This is a genomic window from Veillonella sp. DNF00869 (assembly GCF_001553345.1).
In the GTDB taxonomy this organism is placed as follows: Bacteria; Bacillota; Negativicutes; order Veillonellales; family Veillonellaceae; genus F0422.
This window is the reverse complement of the sequence record NZ_KQ960765.1, coordinates 31,587-49,861: the sequence shown is the minus strand read 5'-3', so window position 1 is coordinate 49,861 and position 18,275 is coordinate 31,587. Positions and strand designations below refer to the sequence as shown.

Here is an 18,275-nt window from a genome sequence, read left to right as displayed (position 1 = left end):
TCTTATGAATGAAACCAGCAATTTTCATATCAGCTCTCTCTACCATTTATTTCTCGATGGATTGGTAATTAACGCTTTCATTGACACAGGTCAACAATGGTTTACCATGTACACCAGCAATCAGATTATTAGCTGTCAGCATAGCCATCTCTTTACGAGTGCGATCAGTGAAAGACCCAATATGAGGTACCACTAGGCATTTACCAGTTTTAAGTAATGGATGGTCTGCCCCAATTGGTTCTGGATCTACCACATCTAAAGCCGCGTAATCGATTTGACCCGTTTCTAACGCGTGCACTAATGCGTCTGTATCCACAATCTTTCCACGTCCCACATTGACAAATAAAGCCGTCTCCTTCATCATTTCAAAAGCTTCTGCATCAATTAAATGATGTGTTTTCTCTGTCAATGGAGCCATTACTAAAATAATATCACTAGTAGTGAGCAACTTGCCCAGTGATACATAGGTTGTCATAAGTAAACTATCGTCATTGCGACGATTACGGTTATGATACTGTACAGTCATCCCAAAAGCACGAGCTCTACGAGATACGGACACACCAATTTTACCCATACCTATAATGCCTAATGTCATACGGCTTAAGTCTTTACCTTTAATATTTGAAGGACGTTCAACCCATTTACCCTCCTTAACGAACTGAGCATTTTCATAAATTCTACGGCTCGCAGCTGCCATCAATGTAAATGCTAACTCAGCTGTGGTTTCTGTTAATACATCAGGTGTATTGCCATAAGGTATATGACGTGCTGTTAACGCATCGATATCAATATTATCATAGCCCACAGAAGCCTGTGCAATTACCTTTAAATTTGGCGCATCTTTAACTAGTTCTTCATCCACAGTAAAATGATTAATACTCCATAATCCATCTGCATCACGAAGCCATTCTTTTAGCAGCTCTTTTGGCATTTTTTCTTTTTCTGTCCACTGACGCACTGTCACATGTTCACTTAAATAAGCGACTACATCTTTACGCACTAGACCCGGTACTACTACTATTGGTTTATTCATTTTTACCTCACTTTCATGTATCCTATGTATCTACCCTATAAGTATTATGTTATATTATCCACTCTTGACTATTGCTAGTCATCGTTATAAATACCTCTTTTGTAAATTATATCACATCTCCTTTGGACAATAAAAAAGACAGTCCTATTTTCATAGAACTGTGCTTTTTATTTGTAGATACGGTAACTTGCACTCTCAAACGTACCCGAGAGCTTCTACGCTTTCTATACGATGATATGCTATTCCACAAACGTTCCTAGAATAACATGTTTATCCTACCAATTGGATTTTCCTTCATTGAACATTTCAAATGCATGTGCAATTTGGCGTCTCAATTTTAATCGTTGTGAATCACTTAATACATATTCTACACCATTATGTGCGATGCGCCCATTTTTTACAATGCTACTCAAATCGTAAAGAATTTCTCTAGCCATGCTTGCATTGCCTGCTAATTCATCAATTGTTACATCATAATAATTAGCCAATCGCTTTAAGGTTTCCAAATCAGGCTCTCGATATCCTGTTTCGTAATTTGACAGGGCAGCATTACTAATACCAATATCCCGAGCCACATCTAATTGACTCCGCCCAATCCGTTTACGGGCATGTCTTAAATTTTCACCTAATGCCATTGTATCACCCCTTATACTACGTGAATCTATAGTATAAATAACCTATCTCTATTATAGCATGAGATACAATAGATATGCTATAGAAAACCACTATCCCACATCTCACGAATTGTGTATCTCTCTATGTTTTTTAGCATTTTTGAATTGTATTACACGAATTGAATTGTTTATCCCAACTGCGCATGCGTATTTTTGATTATATTTTAATCAAAATTGATAGATTTCATTCTATTTTAATCGTTTTTACTCATAAATTATTTATATTATTCGTGTGCATGTTCTGGTGGCGGTAATTGTTCAACTCGGAATACCTCACCTATAGTTTGAATTTTTCCAGGAATATATTCAACAATCTGTGTCATCAATACATATAACAATCGTGGATCAAAATTAGAATTTGCGCTTTGATTAATACAATCTAAATATACACTATCATCATCTTCTTCAATATAATATTTGAAGCTTTTATATGTACTGTTCTCACGATTGATAAAAGTCAGAATATCTTGACGATTTTCCTTAGTAACAACACCTGCCCCCATCAATAATCGAATTGTAGCATAAATTGTATCATCCAACAATAGAAATACTGGAATATCTCCTAATTCTGTTTGTACATAGGATCTAAATACAACCGTATGATCTTCATCGCCAACTTCACGCTTTTCAAAGCATGTCAATTGTTCATCAATGAGAAATTTTTCAAATAATCTCGCCTTTTCATTCATAGGTATCACCTCGTTAAAAAAAGGCATTGCTTGTCACAATGCCCATATAATTTTATTCTATCAGTCTTAATCCTTTTTAGATTTTGTAGTTTTCCGCGGTTTACTTTCTTTTTTAGTAGCCGTTTCTTCTACTGCAGTATTTTCTACTTTAACACTTTCTACTGCTGCAATAATACGAGTTAAGTCTTTTTGTGTATGTGGATACAAGACCTCAAAAATAGTATATGCTACTAACTCTGGCTCAAAATTATCTCCACTCATTAAGCTTACATCTAAAAGAATTGCTTCGTAGCCATCTTCTTCCATTAGATAGTGTTTGAAACATTTAAATTCACTATTCAATTGATTTAGCACTTCCACTGTAGCTTTTCGTTGTTCTGGAGTGAAGCGACCACCTGCAATTTCTAAACGCACAAAACCAAATGGCGTATCATCCAATACTACAAACAATGGGAACACAATATCATTATACTCAATACTCGCATCGAATATCGCTGTATTATATTGATCATTTTCAATCTCACGAAGAGTAAAAAGATTTGTTAATTCATTTTGTTCAATAAACTGTTGAAATAATTCTGCTTTTTTGTTCACTGTCTTAACTCCATTCCAAATACGTTTAAAATTAAAACTCATTACCATAATGATAACACACAATGAGATATGATTTCAATGGATTAACAAGATTCATCTTCTTTATAAATACAACGATCATTTTCAAAGCGTGCAATTCGCACTAAAGAATGTACTTCATACCCTGCTTTTTCTAAACGCTCACGACCTGGTTGGAATGATTTTTCAATGACAATAGCAATTCCTTCTACCGTATCTCCTGCGCTTTCTACAAGCTTAGCTAATCCCATAGCCGCTTCACCGCTAGCTAAAAAATCGTCAATAATTAATACTTTCTCTCCTGCAGGTAAGAATTTTTTGGAGATTGTTACATCATAGTTCTCTTCTTTGGTATAAGAATATACCACAGAGTGATATACATCATCTGTCATCAAAATAGATTTTTTCTTACGCGCAAATACTAAAGGAACATCTAGTTCAATGGCAACTTGTAATGCGATTGCAATACCAGAGGCTTCAATCGTAACAATGCGTTCAATACCTCGTCCTTCAAATTGTTTCGCAATTTCTTTACCGATTTGAACAAACAATTTAGGATCAATTTGATGATTTAAAAATCCATCTACTTTTAACACTCGATTGTTTAATACAATACCTTCTGCATCAATACGCTGTTTTAATAATTCCACGATGATCCTCCTTATTGTTTTCTGTCTTTCAATATATTAATAAATTGTGAAACACCTTCTGTTAATGCATCCATTCTTGATCGTACTAATACAATACGACGCTCTGGAATATGTAAGTTTGTCTTTAATTCGATTAAAGAACCTTTTTTTATTTTTTCTCTAGCCACTAATTCTGGCACTAAAGAAATTCCTAAGTTAATTTCAACCAAATCCATAAGTACATCCAAGCTACCTAGCTCAAAAGCTGGGCTCGTGCATCGATTATAGGTGACCGTATCAAAAAAAGTTCGACTGCTCGCCCCCATCGTAAGCAATAATAATGGCTCTGCCATAATTTCATCAATGGACCAAACCTTCGACTCATCTTTGTATATAGTGCCTCCTACAAATATATCTTGCATAGGCTCTAAATCTAGGATTTCTAAATGATTATTATCATAGAGTCCATCATAGGCATGAACCACAGCGATTTGAGCCTCTCCCGATTCAAGCATTCCTACGCATTCACGGGATGGTCGATTCGTAACACGTAAACTAATATCTAGCTGTTTTTCTTGCCAACTTTTGAAAGTAGGTAACAAAAAATACTTACTCAATGTATCTGTAGCTGCTAAGTGTAAACTCTTATAATCCCTAGATACACGTTCTTGTAGTTTTACAATCCCATTATCTAAAATGGAAAATGCTTCTACAGCTGTTTCAAAGAGTTCACGACCTGCTTTTGTAAAAGCTACTGATTTTGTTGTCCTTTCAAATAGAGGAATTCCTAAATCTTTTTCTAATTGCTTAATACTCTGGCTAATGGCCGATTGTGAGACACCATTCGCTTTCGCTGCCTTGGAAAAAGATAAGTGCAATCCTACTCCCACAAAGGCACGCAGTAATTCTGCAGACACAGACATAAATAACCTCAAATTTTCTATGAAAGTAATTCACTTCCACTATTACTTTACTATTATATATACTTATAAGTTTACCTATATTCATTACTATTGTCAAACTGCAAAAATACGAATAGAATTTTATCTATCTATTTGTAATAAAACTATATAAAATAGTTGCGTTCTAGCTTATAAACTAGTAATATATATTTGATAAGAAAATCTGGGGCATAACAATCCCCCCGTATGTATGAAAGGAATTTAACTATGCATTGCGCACAAAAATTGACTGATCATATTTATTGGATTGGTAGCAACGATTGGAGTACAGAACGTTTTGAAAACTTGTTTCCAATTCCAAATGGGGTAAGCTACAATTCCTATTTTATTGACGACGAAAAAACTTGTATTGTTGACTCTGTAGATGATAGCATTCGTCAAGAATTCTTTGACAATGTAGAACATTTGTTAAATGGTCGTGAGTTAGATTATTTAATCGTAAATCACATGGAACCTGATCATTGTGCTACATTAGTAGAATTGCTAGACCGTTACCCAAATGTGAAAATGGTCGGCAATAAAACTACATTCCGATTCTTTGAACAGTTCTATGGTCGTCCAGCTCCTGACAACTACTACGAAGTAAAAGAAGGCGACACCATCGATCTTGGTCATCATAAGCTTCACAGCTACACCATGCCAATGGTTCACTGGCCAGAAGTAACCTGTACTTACGAATCAACAACAGGCACTTTATTCTCTGCTGATGCATTTGGTACATTTGGCACTATCAACGGCAATATCTTCGCTGATCAATTAGATTTTGATCGTGTATACGAAGATGAAGCTCGTCGTTATTACACAAATATCGTAGGTAAATATGGTGCACAAGTACAAAATGCATTGAAAAAAGCATCTTCTTTGAATGTAAATATCATTGCACCTCTTCATGGACCAATTTGGAGAACTCCTGATAGCATTTCTTACATCATCAGTAAATACATGCATTGGAGCACTTACAATGCAGAGAAAAAAGGCGTTGTCATTGCTTTCGGTTCCATGTATGGCAACACTGCTGAAATGGCTCAGCAATTAGCGAAGTTGCTATCTTTACGCGGTGTAACAGATATCCGTATTTATGATGTATCTAAAACTAATCCATCTTACATCATTTCTGATGCATGGAAATATAGCCATTTAGTATGTATGGCACCAACTTACAACTTAGGCTTATACTTGACTATGGAAAACTTATTACATGAATTACATGCATTAAACTTCCATAACCATAAAGTTTCTATCGTAGGTAACCATTCCTGGGCATCCGGCGCGATGAAACGCATGGTTGATTACTTTACAAATGAATTTAAAAACATGGAAATCGTTGGTACTCCACTAGATATTAAAGGCGCATTACACGATGAACAATTACCATTGTTTGAAGAATTAGCAGATTCCATCGTTGCTTCCTTAGCAGAAACAGATATCAAAACTTTATAATCAATACAAGCGACTCTACACAGTAGAGTCGCTTTTAATCTATACATCTAAACAATTAATGATACTATTGATGAATCTAGCTTTAGTATAACCCAATATTTAGTATAGAGTGTAACTGTAAATTCCTTGTAACATATACAAAATGAGCTATCATGAAAGGACATTCCCAACTTGATAGCTCATTTTTATAGGTACTATATGTATTACTATATCTAATAGCAAATAAATCTATACAGAGGATGTATAAGTACAATCACATCATTATATCTGGGTATTACCTATCGATTCTACTAACATACTATCGACGATAACGGCCTAACATACGCGCCCCTTTTGGTGTTTCTAAAATCATAGACCACACCATTCCATACCTAGCTGCTAATCGTAAGCCTTCATTCTTAGACGTACCAGAATAAATAGGTCTGTCTTTTCTCACCTCTTTAACAGATATGTTTGCAGATTTCCTTCGTTTAGCCTCTATTCGTTCATGGACTGTAGCTCGCATTTCCTCTGCGTCATATCTCGGTGAGTCTTCTGGCTTTTCATATCTATCTACATTCACTGGATTGCTTGTATTCACAGTCCCTTCGGAGGTGTTTCCCACCATTACATCAGGATCCATATTCACAGATTCCTTCGGGTCCCGTGAAAGTGTAATACCATAATACTCTTCCATTTCCTCCCAAGTCATATCCTTAGTCGGAACTGGTTTTTGTGACGATTCCTCGTTAGATGTTCCTTTTTTAAATATAAAGGACCCTAAAATAATCAGAATGAGTATCCCTATTTCCATAATCGGATACCTCCTCTACCTTATTCATGTGTACCTTTACCATCGATGGTAGACGCATAATCACCTTCAGAAATGCTTTCACGCATTTTAGTGTCCGCCATAATATTGTTCATCGAATAGTAATCCATAACACCCAAATTACCCTCACGTAACGCTTGAGATAATGCTTTTGGTACTTCCGCTTGAGCTTCTACTACCTTTGCTTGCATTTCTTGGGTATGGGCACGCATTTCTTGTTCTTGTGCCACCGCCATAGCTCGACGTTTTTCTGCTTGAGCTTGGGCAATTTTTTTGTCCGCTTCCGCTTGATCTGTCATCAATTGGGCGCCAATATTACGTCCTACATCTACGTCGGCAATATCAATGGATAAGATTTCAAAAGCTGTCCCTGCATCTAAGCCTTTATTCAATACAGTACGAGAAATATGGTCTGGATTTTCCAACACGTCTGTATGCTCTTCAGAAGAACCTACAGTAGTAACAATACCTTCCCCAACACGGGCAATAATCGTTGCTTCTCCAGCGCCACCAACTAAACGATCAATATTAGCACGCACTGTCACACGAGCACGAACTTTTAGTTCAATACCATTTTTAGCTACTGCAGAAATAATCGGCGTTTCAATCACTTTTGGATTGACCGACATTTGTACTGCTTCTAATACGTCACGACCTGCTAAATCAATGGCTGCAGATCGTTCAAATGTTAACTCCATAGTAGCACGTTCTGCTGCAATCAATGCATCAACCACACGGTCTACATCACCACCCGCTAAATAATGGGCCTCTAATTGATCTACCGTCACATCTAAGCCAGCTTTATTGGCTTTCACCAAAGGAAGTACGATTTGAGATGGAGATACACGACGAAGACGCATACCAATCAAAGTCATAATGCTGACGTTCACGCCTGCTGCTAGAGCAGATACCCATAGCCCTAATGGGACGAAATGTAAAAATAAAGAAATGCCGATAATTAGAATAATCGGAAAAATGATAAATCCTACCGTTCCAATAATTGTTTCCATATGTCCTCCTATCTATTTGTAGTTCTCACTACGATACGACCACCAGTAACAGAAATAATTTCCACTTCTGTGCCTGGTTCATAAAATTCACCATCAGTGACTACATCGAGGAATGTTCCTTCCACAACGATGGTCCCTGCTGGTCGCAACACCGTTTTTGTATATCCAATCTTGCCCAACCAACAATTTGGGTCTGGATGTGTAGCATATCCTTTTTCCTTAGTAGATGTTAGGTGCAATGTCAATCGTTCTCCTAAAGCTGTCTTAGGAAATACAGAGATAATCCACCACAACAATAGTACGCCCACTACTGAAAGCGAGGTGACAGTAACTATTGCCATAGGTCCTCCTCCCATCCAATCATAGATACCCCATAGGAATAGCAACAAGCCTGTTAGACCAAATATACCAAATCCTGGTATCATCATTTCGATGAGGAGCAAAATAATACCACTTACTAAAAGTCCTATCATAGCGTCTCCTTTCTCTTTACTATCTCTTTATCTGTATTATATCACAATCTCTTTATATAAAAGATGAAAAAGCTAGATTTTGTTATCTCTATTCTCCTCTTTAATCTATATATAATAAAATAAGAGGCCTTCTAAAGAAAGCCTCTTAATTGTTTAGTGATTAAACGTCTTCGCGGTATGGAGCTTGACCGATTTCGTAGAAATCGTTTCCTTCGCTATCGATAACAACGATTGCAGGGAAATCTTCTACTGTTAATTCTGCCAAAGCTTCTGGACCTAAGTCAGCATAAGCGATAACATCATATTTTTTAATGGATTTAGCAATTAAAGCTGCTGCACCACCAACGGCTGCAAAGTAAGTTACGCCGTTTTTCTTCATAGATTCGATAACTTCTGGTTTACGGGAACCTTTACCGATCATGCCTTTGATACCTTGATCAAGCATTGTTGGTGTGTAAGCATCCATACGACCAGATGTTGTAGGACCAGCGGAACCGATTGGATCTCCTGGTTTAGCTGGGCTTGGTCCTAAATAGTAAACGATTTTGTCATGCCAATCGATTGGTAATTCTTCGCCACGTGCTAATGCTTCAGTCATTACTTTATGAGCAGCGTCACGAGCACTGTAGATTTTACCAGAAATAAGAACCATATCACCAGCTTTTAATTTACGGGATTGTTCTTCTGTTAAAGGTGTTTGAATACGAATTTGTTCTGCCATGGTTATTCCCCCTCTTAAACTTCACCGTGAGCATGACGGCTAGCGTGGCAGCAGATAGTTACTGCTACAGGAAGACCAGCGATATGTGTTGCTGCCCACTCGATATTAACGGAAACTGCTGTTGTAGAACCACCTAATTGAGGTCCGATACCAGTTTTGTTAACCATTGCATTGATTTCTTCTTCCAATTTTGCATATTCAGGATGTGCATTACGTTCTTCTACAGAGCGAAGAAGAGCTTTTTTGGAAAGGAATGCTGCGTAGTCCATAGTACCACCGATACCAATACCTAGTACCATTGGAGGGCATGGATTAGGGCCAGCTTTTTTAACGATTTCAAGAACTGCTTTTTTTACGCCTTCAACGCCATCAGCAGGAACCAACATTTTTACGCCAGATTTGTTTTCAGAGCCAAAGCCTTTTAACTCTACATTAATGTCAACTTTGTCGCCTGGAACAATTTTAGTGTAAATAACTGCTGGAGTATTATTTTTAGTGTTTACACGGTTGAACAAAGGTTCAGCTACTACGGATTTACGAAGATATCCGTCCACATAACCTTTTGCTACACCAGCTTGAATAGCTTCTTCAAGATCTCCACCTTCGAAGTGTACATCTTGACCAACTTCTAAGAATACGATTGTAAGACCAGTATCTTGGCAGATTGGACGATCTTCAGCATCAGCGATTTCCGCATTTTTGATGATTTGATCCAATACGCCTTTACCTACTGGAGATTTCTCACTCTCATAGCCTTTTTTCAATGCATTATACATATCTTTTGGAAGATGATATGCTGCATTCATACATAATTCTGCTACCTTTTCTGTTACTTTCTCAACGTGAATGTTACGCAAAGTAATCCCTCCTCAACTTAAAACAGAGACCTTTCTCTTGTGTATTATTGTATCACCATTACCTTATCTTTTTCAATTCTTTAAGAATAGGTACTATAACTGTTTATTATGATAGAATTTATTATCATTTAATGGTAAATGCATATAGTTCTCTATTTCTAAGGTATTCTTAAATCCCATGGTTCATTCCTTATATGGACAAATATCCACCCTTTATAAACCATTTAAAATACACATATATTTAATCTTCTCAATACATTATTTCCTACTAAAAACTACTATGTTTACACACAAAATATACCTCTATAAACTGAAAAACTCTCTCATTAAATCATAATAAGAGAGTTTTATTTATGCTATTTTATATATTTTCTTATGGAAATAGTGCTACCTATGATTTATTGATATAGCAAATATAGGTTATTTCCAGCCATATATGTAACATTTATTATAGACAATCATACCCACTATAGGTCAGCTGCTTCTATCCACTCTTGTAAATCGGCTTCTCCTCCAATGATATCTTCATCATAAGCGCCTGCTAACTCTGGGTAACGACATACTTCAATCGTATAGAGTATCGCTTCATCGCGACCATTACGGAAGGTGCCAATCCATACACCACGAATCGTAGACTCATACCATTCTACTGGTTGATCTGTATCTTTCAGATGGATCGTCACATCACCACGTCCCAATGTTTCCAATACTTCCACTTGCTCTTCCATAGTGAGACCTGTATTTTCCACATAAATCGTATAGGTTTCTCCTGTTTGACGCAAGTGCTGCATAGCATTTTTCAATTCTTGAAACACCGCTTTTACACGGCCAAATTCATTTTGCATAGAATCTCCTTATCAAATTATTACAGTTTATAGTATGTAGCAGTCTATTCTTCTTTTCCACTCACAGGACTAGCTGTTACATGCCAATTAGATAAAACCCTCAGCACTCGTTCTTTCACTTCTGCTACCGCAGCTTGTGTGGAATCACTCAAGGTAAGGCCTAATTCTAAACTTTCAGGTTCTACACCGATGACAACGGCATCTTCTAAAGGATCTTCTTGTAATGCACGAATACGTAAAATATCTTGCATCCCCACTTCATGCACAGAAATAGCTTCAGTAAAATAACTATTCATTTCCTCATGAGGAAACTCATATACTGTGCCTGGCACATCACCACCATTGATGGCATCCACTAATAATAGTTTTGTCATACCCCGCATATACGTAAGCAATTCCATGCCCATGGTGCCTCCATCTAGAATGGTAATAGGAGGATTAAATACATAATCCTCCTGTAATTGGTTCACCACATGGACACCGAATCCCTCATCAGTAAGCAAAATATTGCCTACCCCTAATAATACAATGGGATTACTTTTTATTTGGTCCATATAAGTCCTCTATATCTTCTGGATCTGTAGGATAAAATTTCATACCTGAAACCATACTAGATACTTCTCCAGATTCTTCCATAACATCTTCACGGAATGCCAAATATACGTGAATAATTGTAAATAACAAGAATCCCCAAGCAATATAATGATGAATCATATGCACTTGATATTCCGTAAATAATAAGTTCACTGGATTAAAAATTTGTGCCACCCATGTATCAGGATAAACTTGGGCATACATAGCAAGTCCTGTAGAAATTTCTAAGAACATCATTACATAGACGCCCACATAACTAGTACGCGCTAAAGAATTACGCAAGAAACGATGCTCCCGTTGTTGTGGCAACATCATGTAATGCTTCATAGTATCCCAAATACCAACCCAATAACTTTTTTTATGAAATCTTGGGAATAAGCGATCCCCTCGATAGCGAATGCCTCCGTAAATACGGAATACAAAAGATGCAATTAAGATAAAGGCTGCAATGAAGTGAATCTTACGAATCATTTCCATAGAGAACCAACCGCCTACAGCAATAGTCGGTTCCACACTACCTGGTGTAGCTTGGAATCCTGGATTCCCGATATACAAGCCAGTCCAGAATAGAGCCGTTACACAGAGCACCATAGTCCAATGGAAAATACGAAGCCATAAACTAAATACGCGATAGGGCTTTTTATTTAACGGTAACATAGATAGCCTCCTCCTATTTACATAGGGCATCTGTATTGACAGACACTATTTTTTCACCCTTTTTATTGTACAAGTGCGTCGCACATGCTAAGCAAGGGTCAAAGGAATGAATCCCTTTTAAAATTTCCAATGGTTTATCTGCAATTTTAACTTTTGTATCCATCATATTTGCTTCATATGCACCATGTTCGCCAGCAATCGTTTTAGGGCATGCATTCCAAGTCGTTGGTACGATACATTGATAATTGTCTACACGACCATCTTTGATGACACACCAATGACCTAAGCCACCACGAGGTGCATCTAATACACCTACACCTTTTGCCTTTTTTGGCCAAGTATTAGGATCGAATTTACGCGTGTCCGCCACTACAGTATCACCGGTTTTGATATTTTCAATCAAGCGATTGTAGAAATGTTGGCTCAAGTTAGCTGCCACTTGTGCATCTAAACCACGAGCTGCTGTACGGCCCACTGTGGAACACATCCACACATGTGCTGGTACACCTAGCACTTTAGATACGGCATCAATTTGGTCCACCATCATTTTCTCAGCCCAAGTTGGGTCTTTGATGATGCCTTGTTTTACTTTTACATAGACAACGATATATTTTGCCAATGGGCCCACTTCGCAGGCTTTTCCTTTGAATGTAGGAGATTTAATCCAAGAATATTTTTTCTCTTCATCCAAGAATTCCCATTTTTTATTTGTTCCCGTTTTAGGACCTGTGAAAGCAGGTTTTGTCACACCTTCTGTTGGATGCAAAGACGTTTCCCCATTTGGATATTCAAACCAAGAATGATTGATTTCTTCTGACAAGAAGTCAGGATTCATCAAATCTTCCCCTTCTAGTGCTGTAAATGTTGCTTTTTCCCAGCCAAGCTCAAAGTTCTCTACTACACCGTTTGCACGAACCAGAGCTTTTTTGAAATAATCGCCGTTGCTGATACCAGTGAACGTATCATCTGGATAGCCACCATAAGCTAACACGCGTTTTTTCGCCAATCCGCCGCCGTCTACCATACCAGCTTTTACATATAAATGACCAATCGCTAATAAGTCAGGCAAGTAGAAATAATTCACCAAATCTTTTGCCAAGGAAATAGATTCATCCACACTTGCCAAACGAGCCGCATTGACAGGTGCATTCATATCATCCATGGAAATAGAGCAAGGCATACCACCTACAATGTAATGAGGATGTGGGTTTTTGCCACCGAAAATAACATGTGGTGTCACAATATCACGTTGACGATCCAAGATTGTCAAATAGTGGGAAATGGCCATCAAATGCACTTCTGGAGGCAATAATTGATAGTCTGGGTGATCCCACCATTGGGCGGAGAAAATACCTAATTGACCACTTTCTACAATTTTTTTCACTTTTGTTTGGATCGCTGCATAATACGTAGCATTTCCTTTAGGGAACTCCTTAGGGTATGCAGATGTGCCAGATTCCAAATCTTTTGGTTGTAATCCACTCACATTGTATGTGTCTAAGACTTGTTGTTGCAATTCTGCAGTTTTCTTAGGATCTGCTTTCAATGCCTCTACTGGACTTACCCAGTCAAGAGCATGTAAATGATAAAAATGCACAATATGATCATGTACATCTAAACAACTATGCATCATATTACGAATATAATTGGCATTTTTAGGAATTTGAATCCCCAATGCATCTTCTACAGCACGAAGAGCTGCTAAGGCATGCGTAGAGGTACATACTCCACATATGCGTTGCACAAAAGCCCATACATCTCGAGGGTCACGATTTTTAGCTACTAATTCAATTCCACGCCAAGCTGTACCACTGGATAGGGCATCTTGTACTTGACCTGTTGCTTCATCAACACTAACTTCTACACGTAAGTGACCTTCAATACGGGTCACTGGATCGACTACAACTCGTTTCATTATTGGTCACTACCTTTCTGTTCCACTTCTTTTTGTTTTGCTTCTTGTTCTGCTAAATATTTCTTCTCTTCTTGAATAGAATCATATTTATGTTTTGCCAAGGTAATACCACCATGAGCCACTACAGCACCAAAAGCACCAAATCCTGCCACTGTTCCTAATGTATCGACATCGGTGATGGTGTTTGGGGTATGAATATGAGGCAATCGTTGGTAAAAGTTATCATTGTCCCAGAATCCCTTTTCAGAGCAACCAATACAACCATGTCCAGATTGAATTGGATAGGACAACCCATTCCACCAACGCAAATTACCACAAGAGTTATATGTTTCTGGTCCACGGCAACCTACTTTATATAGACACCAACCAGCTTTCGATGCATCATCATCAAAATGTTCCACAAACAATCCAGAATCAAAGAAAGGACGACGATAGCATGTATCATGGATACGATTGCCATAGAATTGTTTTGGTCTTCCTTCTACATCAAGAGGTGGAATTTCGCCAAATAAAGCATAATGCATGATCACACCAGTCATGACCTCTGGAATTGGAGGGCATCCAGGTACTTTAATGATTTTTTTACCTTTTACAATAGAAGAAACAGATACTGTATTCGTTGGGTTCGGTTTTGCCGCTTGAATACCGCCCCAAGCTGCACAAGATCCATATTCGATGATGAAAGCAGCCCCTTCAGCGCATTCTTTCAATACATCTACAAATGGACGTCCACCAACTTGGCAGTAGGATCCATTTTCATCCAATGGAACGCCACCTTCAACAGCCAATACATACTTACCTTTTTTACTTTCTAACAAGTGATGTAAATGATGTTCAAATGGTTCCCCTGCTGCGGCAGCCAAGGTATCATCATACTCTAAGGCAATCATATTTAAAATCACATCAGATGCGAAAGGCGATGTAGATCGAATGAAAGATTCGTCACATCCTGTACATTCATGACCATGCAACCAAATCACCGTAGGTAATTCTTTTGTTTCTGCCGCTGCCACGACTTTATTGGTCAATGCTGGCGGCAACCCTAAAATAGCAGTTAAAGCTACACAGGATTTCATAAAAGTACGTCGGCTTAATTTACGCTCTTGGAATAGATTCCAAAGACTATTCAATGATTCTTTCACAAAAAAGTCCCTTTCTTGCAATAACTTTATAGCATCTCTACAAATTGATATACTATCCATAGTATATCATGAAAGATATTCCTTCTATAGAACATTAATCACTAATTTGTAAAAATATTTTTATATCCTCTATTTATAGTTTCAATAATTTACGTACAGAAGCTGCCTTCTTATAGCCTCCTACGCGATCTTTCTCTTTTCCTTTTTTATAGCAGATAATTGTTGGTACACCTTGCACATCTTCTTTTAAAGCAATCTCTTTAGCTACGTCAATATCAATAGCAATCATGCGTGCTACACCTTGCAATTCATCATGTAACACATCCAGTTCTTCTTTCATAGATTGACAAGGAGAACACCATTCTGCTGTAAAGCAAGCTAAGACGATTTCATCCTCACCTTTTACAACAGCTTTAAAATCTTCATAGTTGTTAATCGATTCTAGTTTCATCACAATACCTCCTACAATAACAAAACCGCTCCGAAGAGCGGTTTTGAGCAAGCAATCAATAAGCCGAGTTCTGTCCTGCTTTCGCAGTGGCGATTATCTTTCTAGGCGCATAGTTGCCTATACGCTCAAGCGGCACAACCCGAAAGGTAGGCGGGCAACCCTTAACCCTTTCCTATTCGGCCTTGCTCCGGATGGGGTTTACCGAGCATACATGTTACCATGTACCTGGTGCGCTCTTACCGCGACCGTTCCACCCTTACCACCCGAAGGTGGCGGTTTACTTTTCTGTGGCACTATTCCCTATGGTCACCCACGCCGGCCGTTAGCCGGCATCCTGCCCTATGGAGCTCGGACTTTCCTCAAGTCAAGTAGACTTGCAATCGCCTTTCATACTTACTGTTTAAGTCTAGCATAGACCACCTAGAGGGTCAATACCTCTCTTATACATTATAAACCGAAAGTGCTTAGACTTCAAAGAAAAAATCTCTTTGTACTTTACTTTCTATGACCTCTACTTCTTGAGTTGTGAAAATTCTTTCTATCATTCGTTTCAATACTGTTTGGCTCATGTATTCTGTACCATAATGGCCCGCGTCCACTACTGTGATTCCTAATTCTTTTGCTAGTTGCATATCATGGTATTTGACATCCCCAGTAATATACACATCTGCTTTTTGCTTAGCTGCTATCTTAATGAACTCCGCTCCACTACCCGTACATAGACCTATACGTTGAATGGATGATTGCTTAGCTCCACCCCAACGCAATGTACTATGAGGGAATGCAGATTGTAATACTTCTTTGAACTCCCCTATCGATAGTGATTGCGGTAAATTGCCAATGCGACCAATATAGTGTGCATCATACGCATTCTCTAAAGCTACTATATCGTAGGCAATTTCTTCATACGGGTGGGCTTCTTTCATAGCCGCTAACACCTGACCTAATAGCTTTTTAGGCACTACCGTTTCCACTCGTTCTTCCTGTACAGTTTCAATTGCCCCTACCTGACCAATGAAAGGGTTCGTCCCTTCTAAGGGCAAGAACCTTCCTTCTCCAGCAACAGAAAAACTGCAATGACTGTACGCGCCGATATGACCTGCCCCCGCGTTGCCCATGGCTTGGCGAAGTTGTTCACTATGTGTAATAGGTACATAGACAGCCACTTTATAAGCCACGTCACGTCCCGTTTCTTCTAACCCTTGTATATCTTGTAACCCTAGTCGTATAGCCACTTCGTCATTAAGACCACCAGCTGTAACATCTAAATTCGTATGCGCACTATACACATTAATCGTATGGCATAATAGATCACCAATCATCTTACCTTGCATCGTATCAGTGTTGATAGATTTTATACCTTTGAAAATCATTGGATGATGTGTCACAATCGCATCTATCTGTTGCTCTATCGCTTCTGCTACTACTTCTGGCGTCACATCTAATGCCGTTAACACACGTTGCACAGTTGAACTCATAGATCCCACTTGTAATCCGCAATTATCCCAAGACTCTTGCAACTGCAATGGCGCTTGACTTTCAACGGCTTGAGCAATATCTTTCATAGTTACCATATATACCTCCTATCCACCATCTCAAGGTATGATGTAACGTTCCATACTCATCAATGGTTATACTTTTTTAATGGTGAAAGTTTCACCTGCACCTATTGTAAAATACCTTGTAATGCCTTCATTTCTTGTTCCATCACCTGAACAGCATCACTAAATTTCGCTGTATCACGCATATGTTGTAGGATAGATTGCAACGTTTCAATTCTACGTTGTATGTGCTGTATCCAAACTTCAGATTGTTCTTGTTGTAACAAAGCACCATATTCCCATAACATCGATTCTCTAGATAGCTCATTATACACGGAAGTAGCGCCTCGTTGTACTAACCACATATCATAATATTGGTTACCCTCTACTAAGCATGCTTCTTGAATAATGCCATACCCTTGATCTACTAAAAATTGTTTCAACTCTCGTCGATGGCTTTGTGGTTGTAATACATAGGTATGTAACAATTCAGGACCTACCGTAATGATGTGTTGCATCAATTCTCCACCCATGCCGCAAATGACTGCGCAGTCTACTTCTCCCTCTTTTGTGACAGCTAATCCATCTCCTAATCTACATGTAATATAATTTTCTAATTTCCGTTCTTTTACCAATCTTTTAGCAGATTCCAAAGGGCCTTGATTCACATCAATAGCGATAACTTGTGTAGCCACTTTTTCTTCTACGCAAGCCACTGCTAAATACCCATGATCGGTACCCACATCTGCCACCGTTTGACATTGTGGAATCATATGTAATACTTGTTCTAATCGTTTTGAAAGTGCCATATCTGTAATCTTCTCTTTCATTATACAATGAACATCTATAGATAACAAAAACCATCTCACAATGTGAGATGGTTTCTTATGGTGGGCCCACCTGGATTTGAACCAGGGACCGACCGGTTATGAGCCGGTTGCTCTACCCCTGAGCTATAGGCCCTCGTTTGGTGCGGATGATGGGACTTGAACCCATACGAGCGTACGCTCACCACCCCCTCAAGATGGCGTGTCTGCCATTCCACCACATCCGCATGAGGATATGTATATGGTGCCTCAGGGCAGAATCGAACTGCCGACACACGGATTTTCAGTCCGTTGCTCTACCGACTGAGCTACCGAGGCAAATATATAAATCGATATATTTGCTTAAAAATAGGTAAAAAAAATGGCGACCCCGATCGGATTTGAACCGACGA

General features: G+C 38.4%; 20 protein-coding genes, 3 tRNA genes and 1 other RNA gene. 1 reads left to right on the top strand and 23 read right to left on the bottom strand.

Features of this window, described 5'->3' with window-relative positions:
• Positions 1-46 precede the first annotated feature (46 nt).
• From HMPREF3032_RS02030 to HMPREF3032_RS02005, 6 genes are all read right to left on the bottom strand, one after another.
• Positions 47-1,033 carry a 2-hydroxyacid dehydrogenase gene (locus HMPREF3032_RS02030; RefSeq protein ID WP_062401411.1) on the bottom strand — a complete coding sequence of 329 codons (987 nt, stop codon included), beginning with the start codon at positions 1,031-1,033 and terminating at the stop codon, positions 47-49.
• Positions 1,034-1,308: 275 nt separating this feature from the next.
• Positions 1,309-1,668, bottom strand: coding sequence for a helix-turn-helix domain-containing protein (locus tag HMPREF3032_RS02025; RefSeq protein WP_009353094.1), 360 nt, complete (start codon positions 1,666-1,668; stop codon positions 1,309-1,311).
• 263 nt (positions 1,669-1,931) lie between these two features.
• Positions 1,932-2,396 (bottom strand): hypothetical protein, encoded by a 465-nt coding sequence (locus tag HMPREF3032_RS02020; protein ID WP_009353098.1) that lies wholly within the window; start codon positions 2,394-2,396, stop codon positions 1,932-1,934.
• Positions 2,397-2,462: 66 nt separating this feature from the next.
• A complete protein-coding gene (locus tag HMPREF3032_RS02015) occupies positions 2,463-2,990 on the bottom strand; it encodes a hypothetical protein (RefSeq protein ID WP_009353096.1) in 528 nt (175 codons plus the stop codon).
• Positions 2,991-3,073: 83 nt separating this feature from the next.
• Entirely contained in the window at positions 3,074-3,658 is a 585-nt protein-coding gene (locus HMPREF3032_RS02010; RefSeq protein ID WP_009353068.1) for a xanthine phosphoribosyltransferase, read from the bottom strand.
• An 11-nt stretch (positions 3,659-3,669) separates the two neighbouring features.
• Positions 3,670-4,560 carry a LysR family transcriptional regulator gene (locus HMPREF3032_RS02005; RefSeq protein WP_062401409.1) on the bottom strand — a complete coding sequence of 297 codons (891 nt, stop codon included), beginning with the start codon at positions 4,558-4,560 and terminating at the stop codon, positions 3,670-3,672.
• A 246-nt stretch (positions 4,561-4,806) separates the two neighbouring features.
• Between HMPREF3032_RS02005 and HMPREF3032_RS02000 the strand changes: the two genes are divergently transcribed.
• Positions 4,807-6,039 (top strand): FprA family A-type flavoprotein, encoded by a 1,233-nt coding sequence (locus HMPREF3032_RS02000; protein ID WP_009353055.1) that lies wholly within the window; start codon positions 4,807-4,809, stop codon positions 6,037-6,039.
• Positions 6,040-6,337: 298 nt separating this feature from the next.
• Here the strand turns inward: HMPREF3032_RS02000 and HMPREF3032_RS01995 are convergent, their stop codons facing one another.
• From HMPREF3032_RS01995 to HMPREF3032_RS01915, 17 genes are all read right to left on the bottom strand, one after another.
• Positions 6,338-6,832 (bottom strand): hypothetical protein, encoded by a 495-nt coding sequence (locus tag HMPREF3032_RS01995; RefSeq protein WP_062401407.1) that lies wholly within the window; start codon positions 6,830-6,832, stop codon positions 6,338-6,340.
• Between the two features lie 20 nt (positions 6,833-6,852).
• On the bottom strand, positions 6,853-7,860 hold the full coding sequence (gene floA, locus HMPREF3032_RS01990; RefSeq protein WP_009353112.1) for a flotillin-like protein FloA: 1,008 nt from the start codon (positions 7,858-7,860) through the stop codon (positions 6,853-6,855).
• 8 nt (positions 7,861-7,868) lie between these two features.
• Positions 7,869-8,333, bottom strand: a complete 465-nt coding sequence (locus HMPREF3032_RS01985; RefSeq protein ID WP_062401404.1) for an NfeD family protein — start codon at positions 8,331-8,333, stop codon at positions 7,869-7,871.
• 160 nt (positions 8,334-8,493) lie between these two features.
• A complete protein-coding gene (locus HMPREF3032_RS01980; protein WP_009353067.1) occupies positions 8,494-9,054 on the bottom strand; it encodes a Fe-S-containing hydro-lyase in 561 nt (186 codons plus the stop codon).
• Between the two features lie 14 nt (positions 9,055-9,068).
• The gene (locus HMPREF3032_RS01975) at positions 9,069-9,911 is read right to left on the bottom strand and encodes a fumarate hydratase (protein ID WP_009353063.1); all 843 of its coding nucleotides are present in this window, start codon (positions 9,909-9,911) and stop codon (positions 9,069-9,071) included.
• A 467-nt stretch (positions 9,912-10,378) separates the two neighbouring features.
• Complete coding sequence (locus HMPREF3032_RS01970) at positions 10,379-10,756, bottom strand: hydrogenase expression/formation C-terminal domain-containing protein (RefSeq protein ID WP_062401403.1); 378 nt, start codon at positions 10,754-10,756, stop codon at positions 10,379-10,381.
• Between the two features lie 44 nt (positions 10,757-10,800).
• Positions 10,801-11,310 (bottom strand): HyaD/HybD family hydrogenase maturation endopeptidase, encoded by a 510-nt coding sequence (locus HMPREF3032_RS01965; protein WP_062401400.1) that lies wholly within the window; start codon positions 11,308-11,310, stop codon positions 10,801-10,803.
• Positions 11,291-12,007 carry a Ni/Fe-hydrogenase, b-type cytochrome subunit gene (gene cybH / locus HMPREF3032_RS01960; protein WP_062401398.1) on the bottom strand — a complete coding sequence of 239 codons (717 nt, stop codon included), beginning with the start codon at positions 12,005-12,007 and terminating at the stop codon, positions 11,291-11,293. Before cybH ends, HMPREF3032_RS01965 begins: the two co-directional genes overlap by 20 nt.
• A 13-nt stretch (positions 12,008-12,020) precedes the next feature.
• Positions 12,021-13,922: a nickel-dependent hydrogenase large subunit gene (locus HMPREF3032_RS01955; RefSeq protein ID WP_062401396.1), complete on the bottom strand. Its 1,902-nt coding sequence runs from the start codon at positions 13,920-13,922 to the stop codon at positions 12,021-12,023.
• Positions 13,922-15,064: a hydrogenase small subunit gene (locus HMPREF3032_RS01950; RefSeq protein ID WP_009353079.1), complete on the bottom strand. Its 1,143-nt coding sequence runs from the start codon at positions 15,062-15,064 to the stop codon at positions 13,922-13,924. Before HMPREF3032_RS01950 ends, HMPREF3032_RS01955 begins: the two co-directional genes overlap by 1 nt.
• A 133-nt stretch (positions 15,065-15,197) precedes the next feature.
• A complete protein-coding gene (locus HMPREF3032_RS01945) occupies positions 15,198-15,515 on the bottom strand; it encodes a thioredoxin family protein (protein ID WP_009353085.1) in 318 nt (105 codons plus the stop codon).
• 43 nt (positions 15,516-15,558) lie between these two features.
• Positions 15,559-15,912: RNase P RNA component class A (gene rnpB, locus HMPREF3032_RS01940), an RNA gene on the bottom strand.
• Between the two features lie 67 nt (positions 15,913-15,979).
• On the bottom strand, positions 15,980-17,089 hold the full coding sequence (locus HMPREF3032_RS01935; RefSeq protein ID WP_062401394.1) for a Nif3-like dinuclear metal center hexameric protein: 1,110 nt from the start codon (positions 17,087-17,089) through the stop codon (positions 15,980-15,982).
• Between the two features lie 92 nt (positions 17,090-17,181).
• A complete protein-coding gene (locus HMPREF3032_RS01930; protein WP_062401392.1) occupies positions 17,182-17,886 on the bottom strand; it encodes a tRNA (adenine(22)-N(1))-methyltransferase in 705 nt (234 codons plus the stop codon).
• A 58-nt stretch (positions 17,887-17,944) separates the two neighbouring features.
• Positions 17,945-18,019, bottom strand: a tRNA-Ile gene (locus HMPREF3032_RS01925).
• A 5-nt stretch (positions 18,020-18,024) separates the two neighbouring features.
• Positions 18,025-18,110: transfer RNA gene (locus HMPREF3032_RS01920), tRNA-Leu, on the bottom strand.
• 15 nt (positions 18,111-18,125) lie between these two features.
• Positions 18,126-18,201: transfer RNA gene (locus HMPREF3032_RS01915), tRNA-Phe, on the bottom strand.
• Between the last annotated feature and the right edge of the window lie 74 nt (positions 18,202-18,275).

Bases quoted from the DNA above. Each gene is read 5' to 3' on its own strand.
- HMPREF3032_RS02030 (WP_062401411.1), bottom strand. From the start codon at position 1,033: ATGAATAAACCAATAGTAGTAGTACCGGGTCTAGTGCGTAAAGATGTA.
- HMPREF3032_RS02025 (WP_009353094.1), bottom strand. From the start codon at position 1,668: ATGGCATTAGGTGAAAATTTAAGACATGCCCGTAAACGGATTGGGCGG.
- HMPREF3032_RS02020 (WP_009353098.1), bottom strand. From the start codon at position 2,396: ATGAATGAAAAGGCGAGATTATTTGAAAAATTTCTCATTGATGAACAA.
- HMPREF3032_RS02005 (WP_062401409.1), bottom strand. From the start codon at position 4,560: ATGTCTGTGTCTGCAGAATTACTGCGTGCCTTTGTGGGAGTAGGATTG.
- HMPREF3032_RS02000 (WP_009353055.1), top strand. From the start codon at position 4,807: ATGCATTGCGCACAAAAATTGACTGATCATATTTATTGGATTGGTAGC.
- HMPREF3032_RS01995 (WP_062401407.1), bottom strand. From the start codon at position 6,832: ATGGAAATAGGGATACTCATTCTGATTATTTTAGGGTCCTTTATATTT.
- floA (WP_009353112.1), bottom strand. From the start codon at position 7,860: ATGGAAACAATTATTGGAACGGTAGGATTTATCATTTTTCCGATTATT.
- HMPREF3032_RS01985 (WP_062401404.1), bottom strand. From the start codon at position 8,333: ATGATAGGACTTTTAGTAAGTGGTATTATTTTGCTCCTCATCGAAATG.
- HMPREF3032_RS01980 (WP_009353067.1), bottom strand. From the start codon at position 9,054: ATGGCAGAACAAATTCGTATTCAAACACCTTTAACAGAAGAACAATCC.
- HMPREF3032_RS01970 (WP_062401403.1), bottom strand. From the start codon at position 10,756: ATGCAAAATGAATTTGGCCGTGTAAAAGCGGTGTTTCAAGAATTGAAA.
- HMPREF3032_RS01965 (WP_062401400.1), bottom strand. From the start codon at position 11,310: ATGGACCAAATAAAAAGTAATCCCATTGTATTATTAGGGGTAGGCAAT.
- cybH (WP_062401398.1), bottom strand. From the start codon at position 12,007: ATGTTACCGTTAAATAAAAAGCCCTATCGCGTATTTAGTTTATGGCTT.
- HMPREF3032_RS01955 (WP_062401396.1), bottom strand. From the start codon at position 13,922: ATGAAACGAGTTGTAGTCGATCCAGTGACCCGTATTGAAGGTCACTTA.
- HMPREF3032_RS01945 (WP_009353085.1), bottom strand. From the start codon at position 15,515: ATGAAACTAGAATCGATTAACAACTATGAAGATTTTAAAGCTGTTGTA.
- HMPREF3032_RS01935 (WP_062401394.1), bottom strand. From the start codon at position 17,089: ATGGTAACTATGAAAGATATTGCTCAAGCCGTTGAAAGTCAAGCGCCA.
- HMPREF3032_RS01930 (WP_062401392.1), bottom strand. From the start codon at position 17,886: ATGAAAGAGAAGATTACAGATATGGCACTTTCAAAACGATTAGAACAA.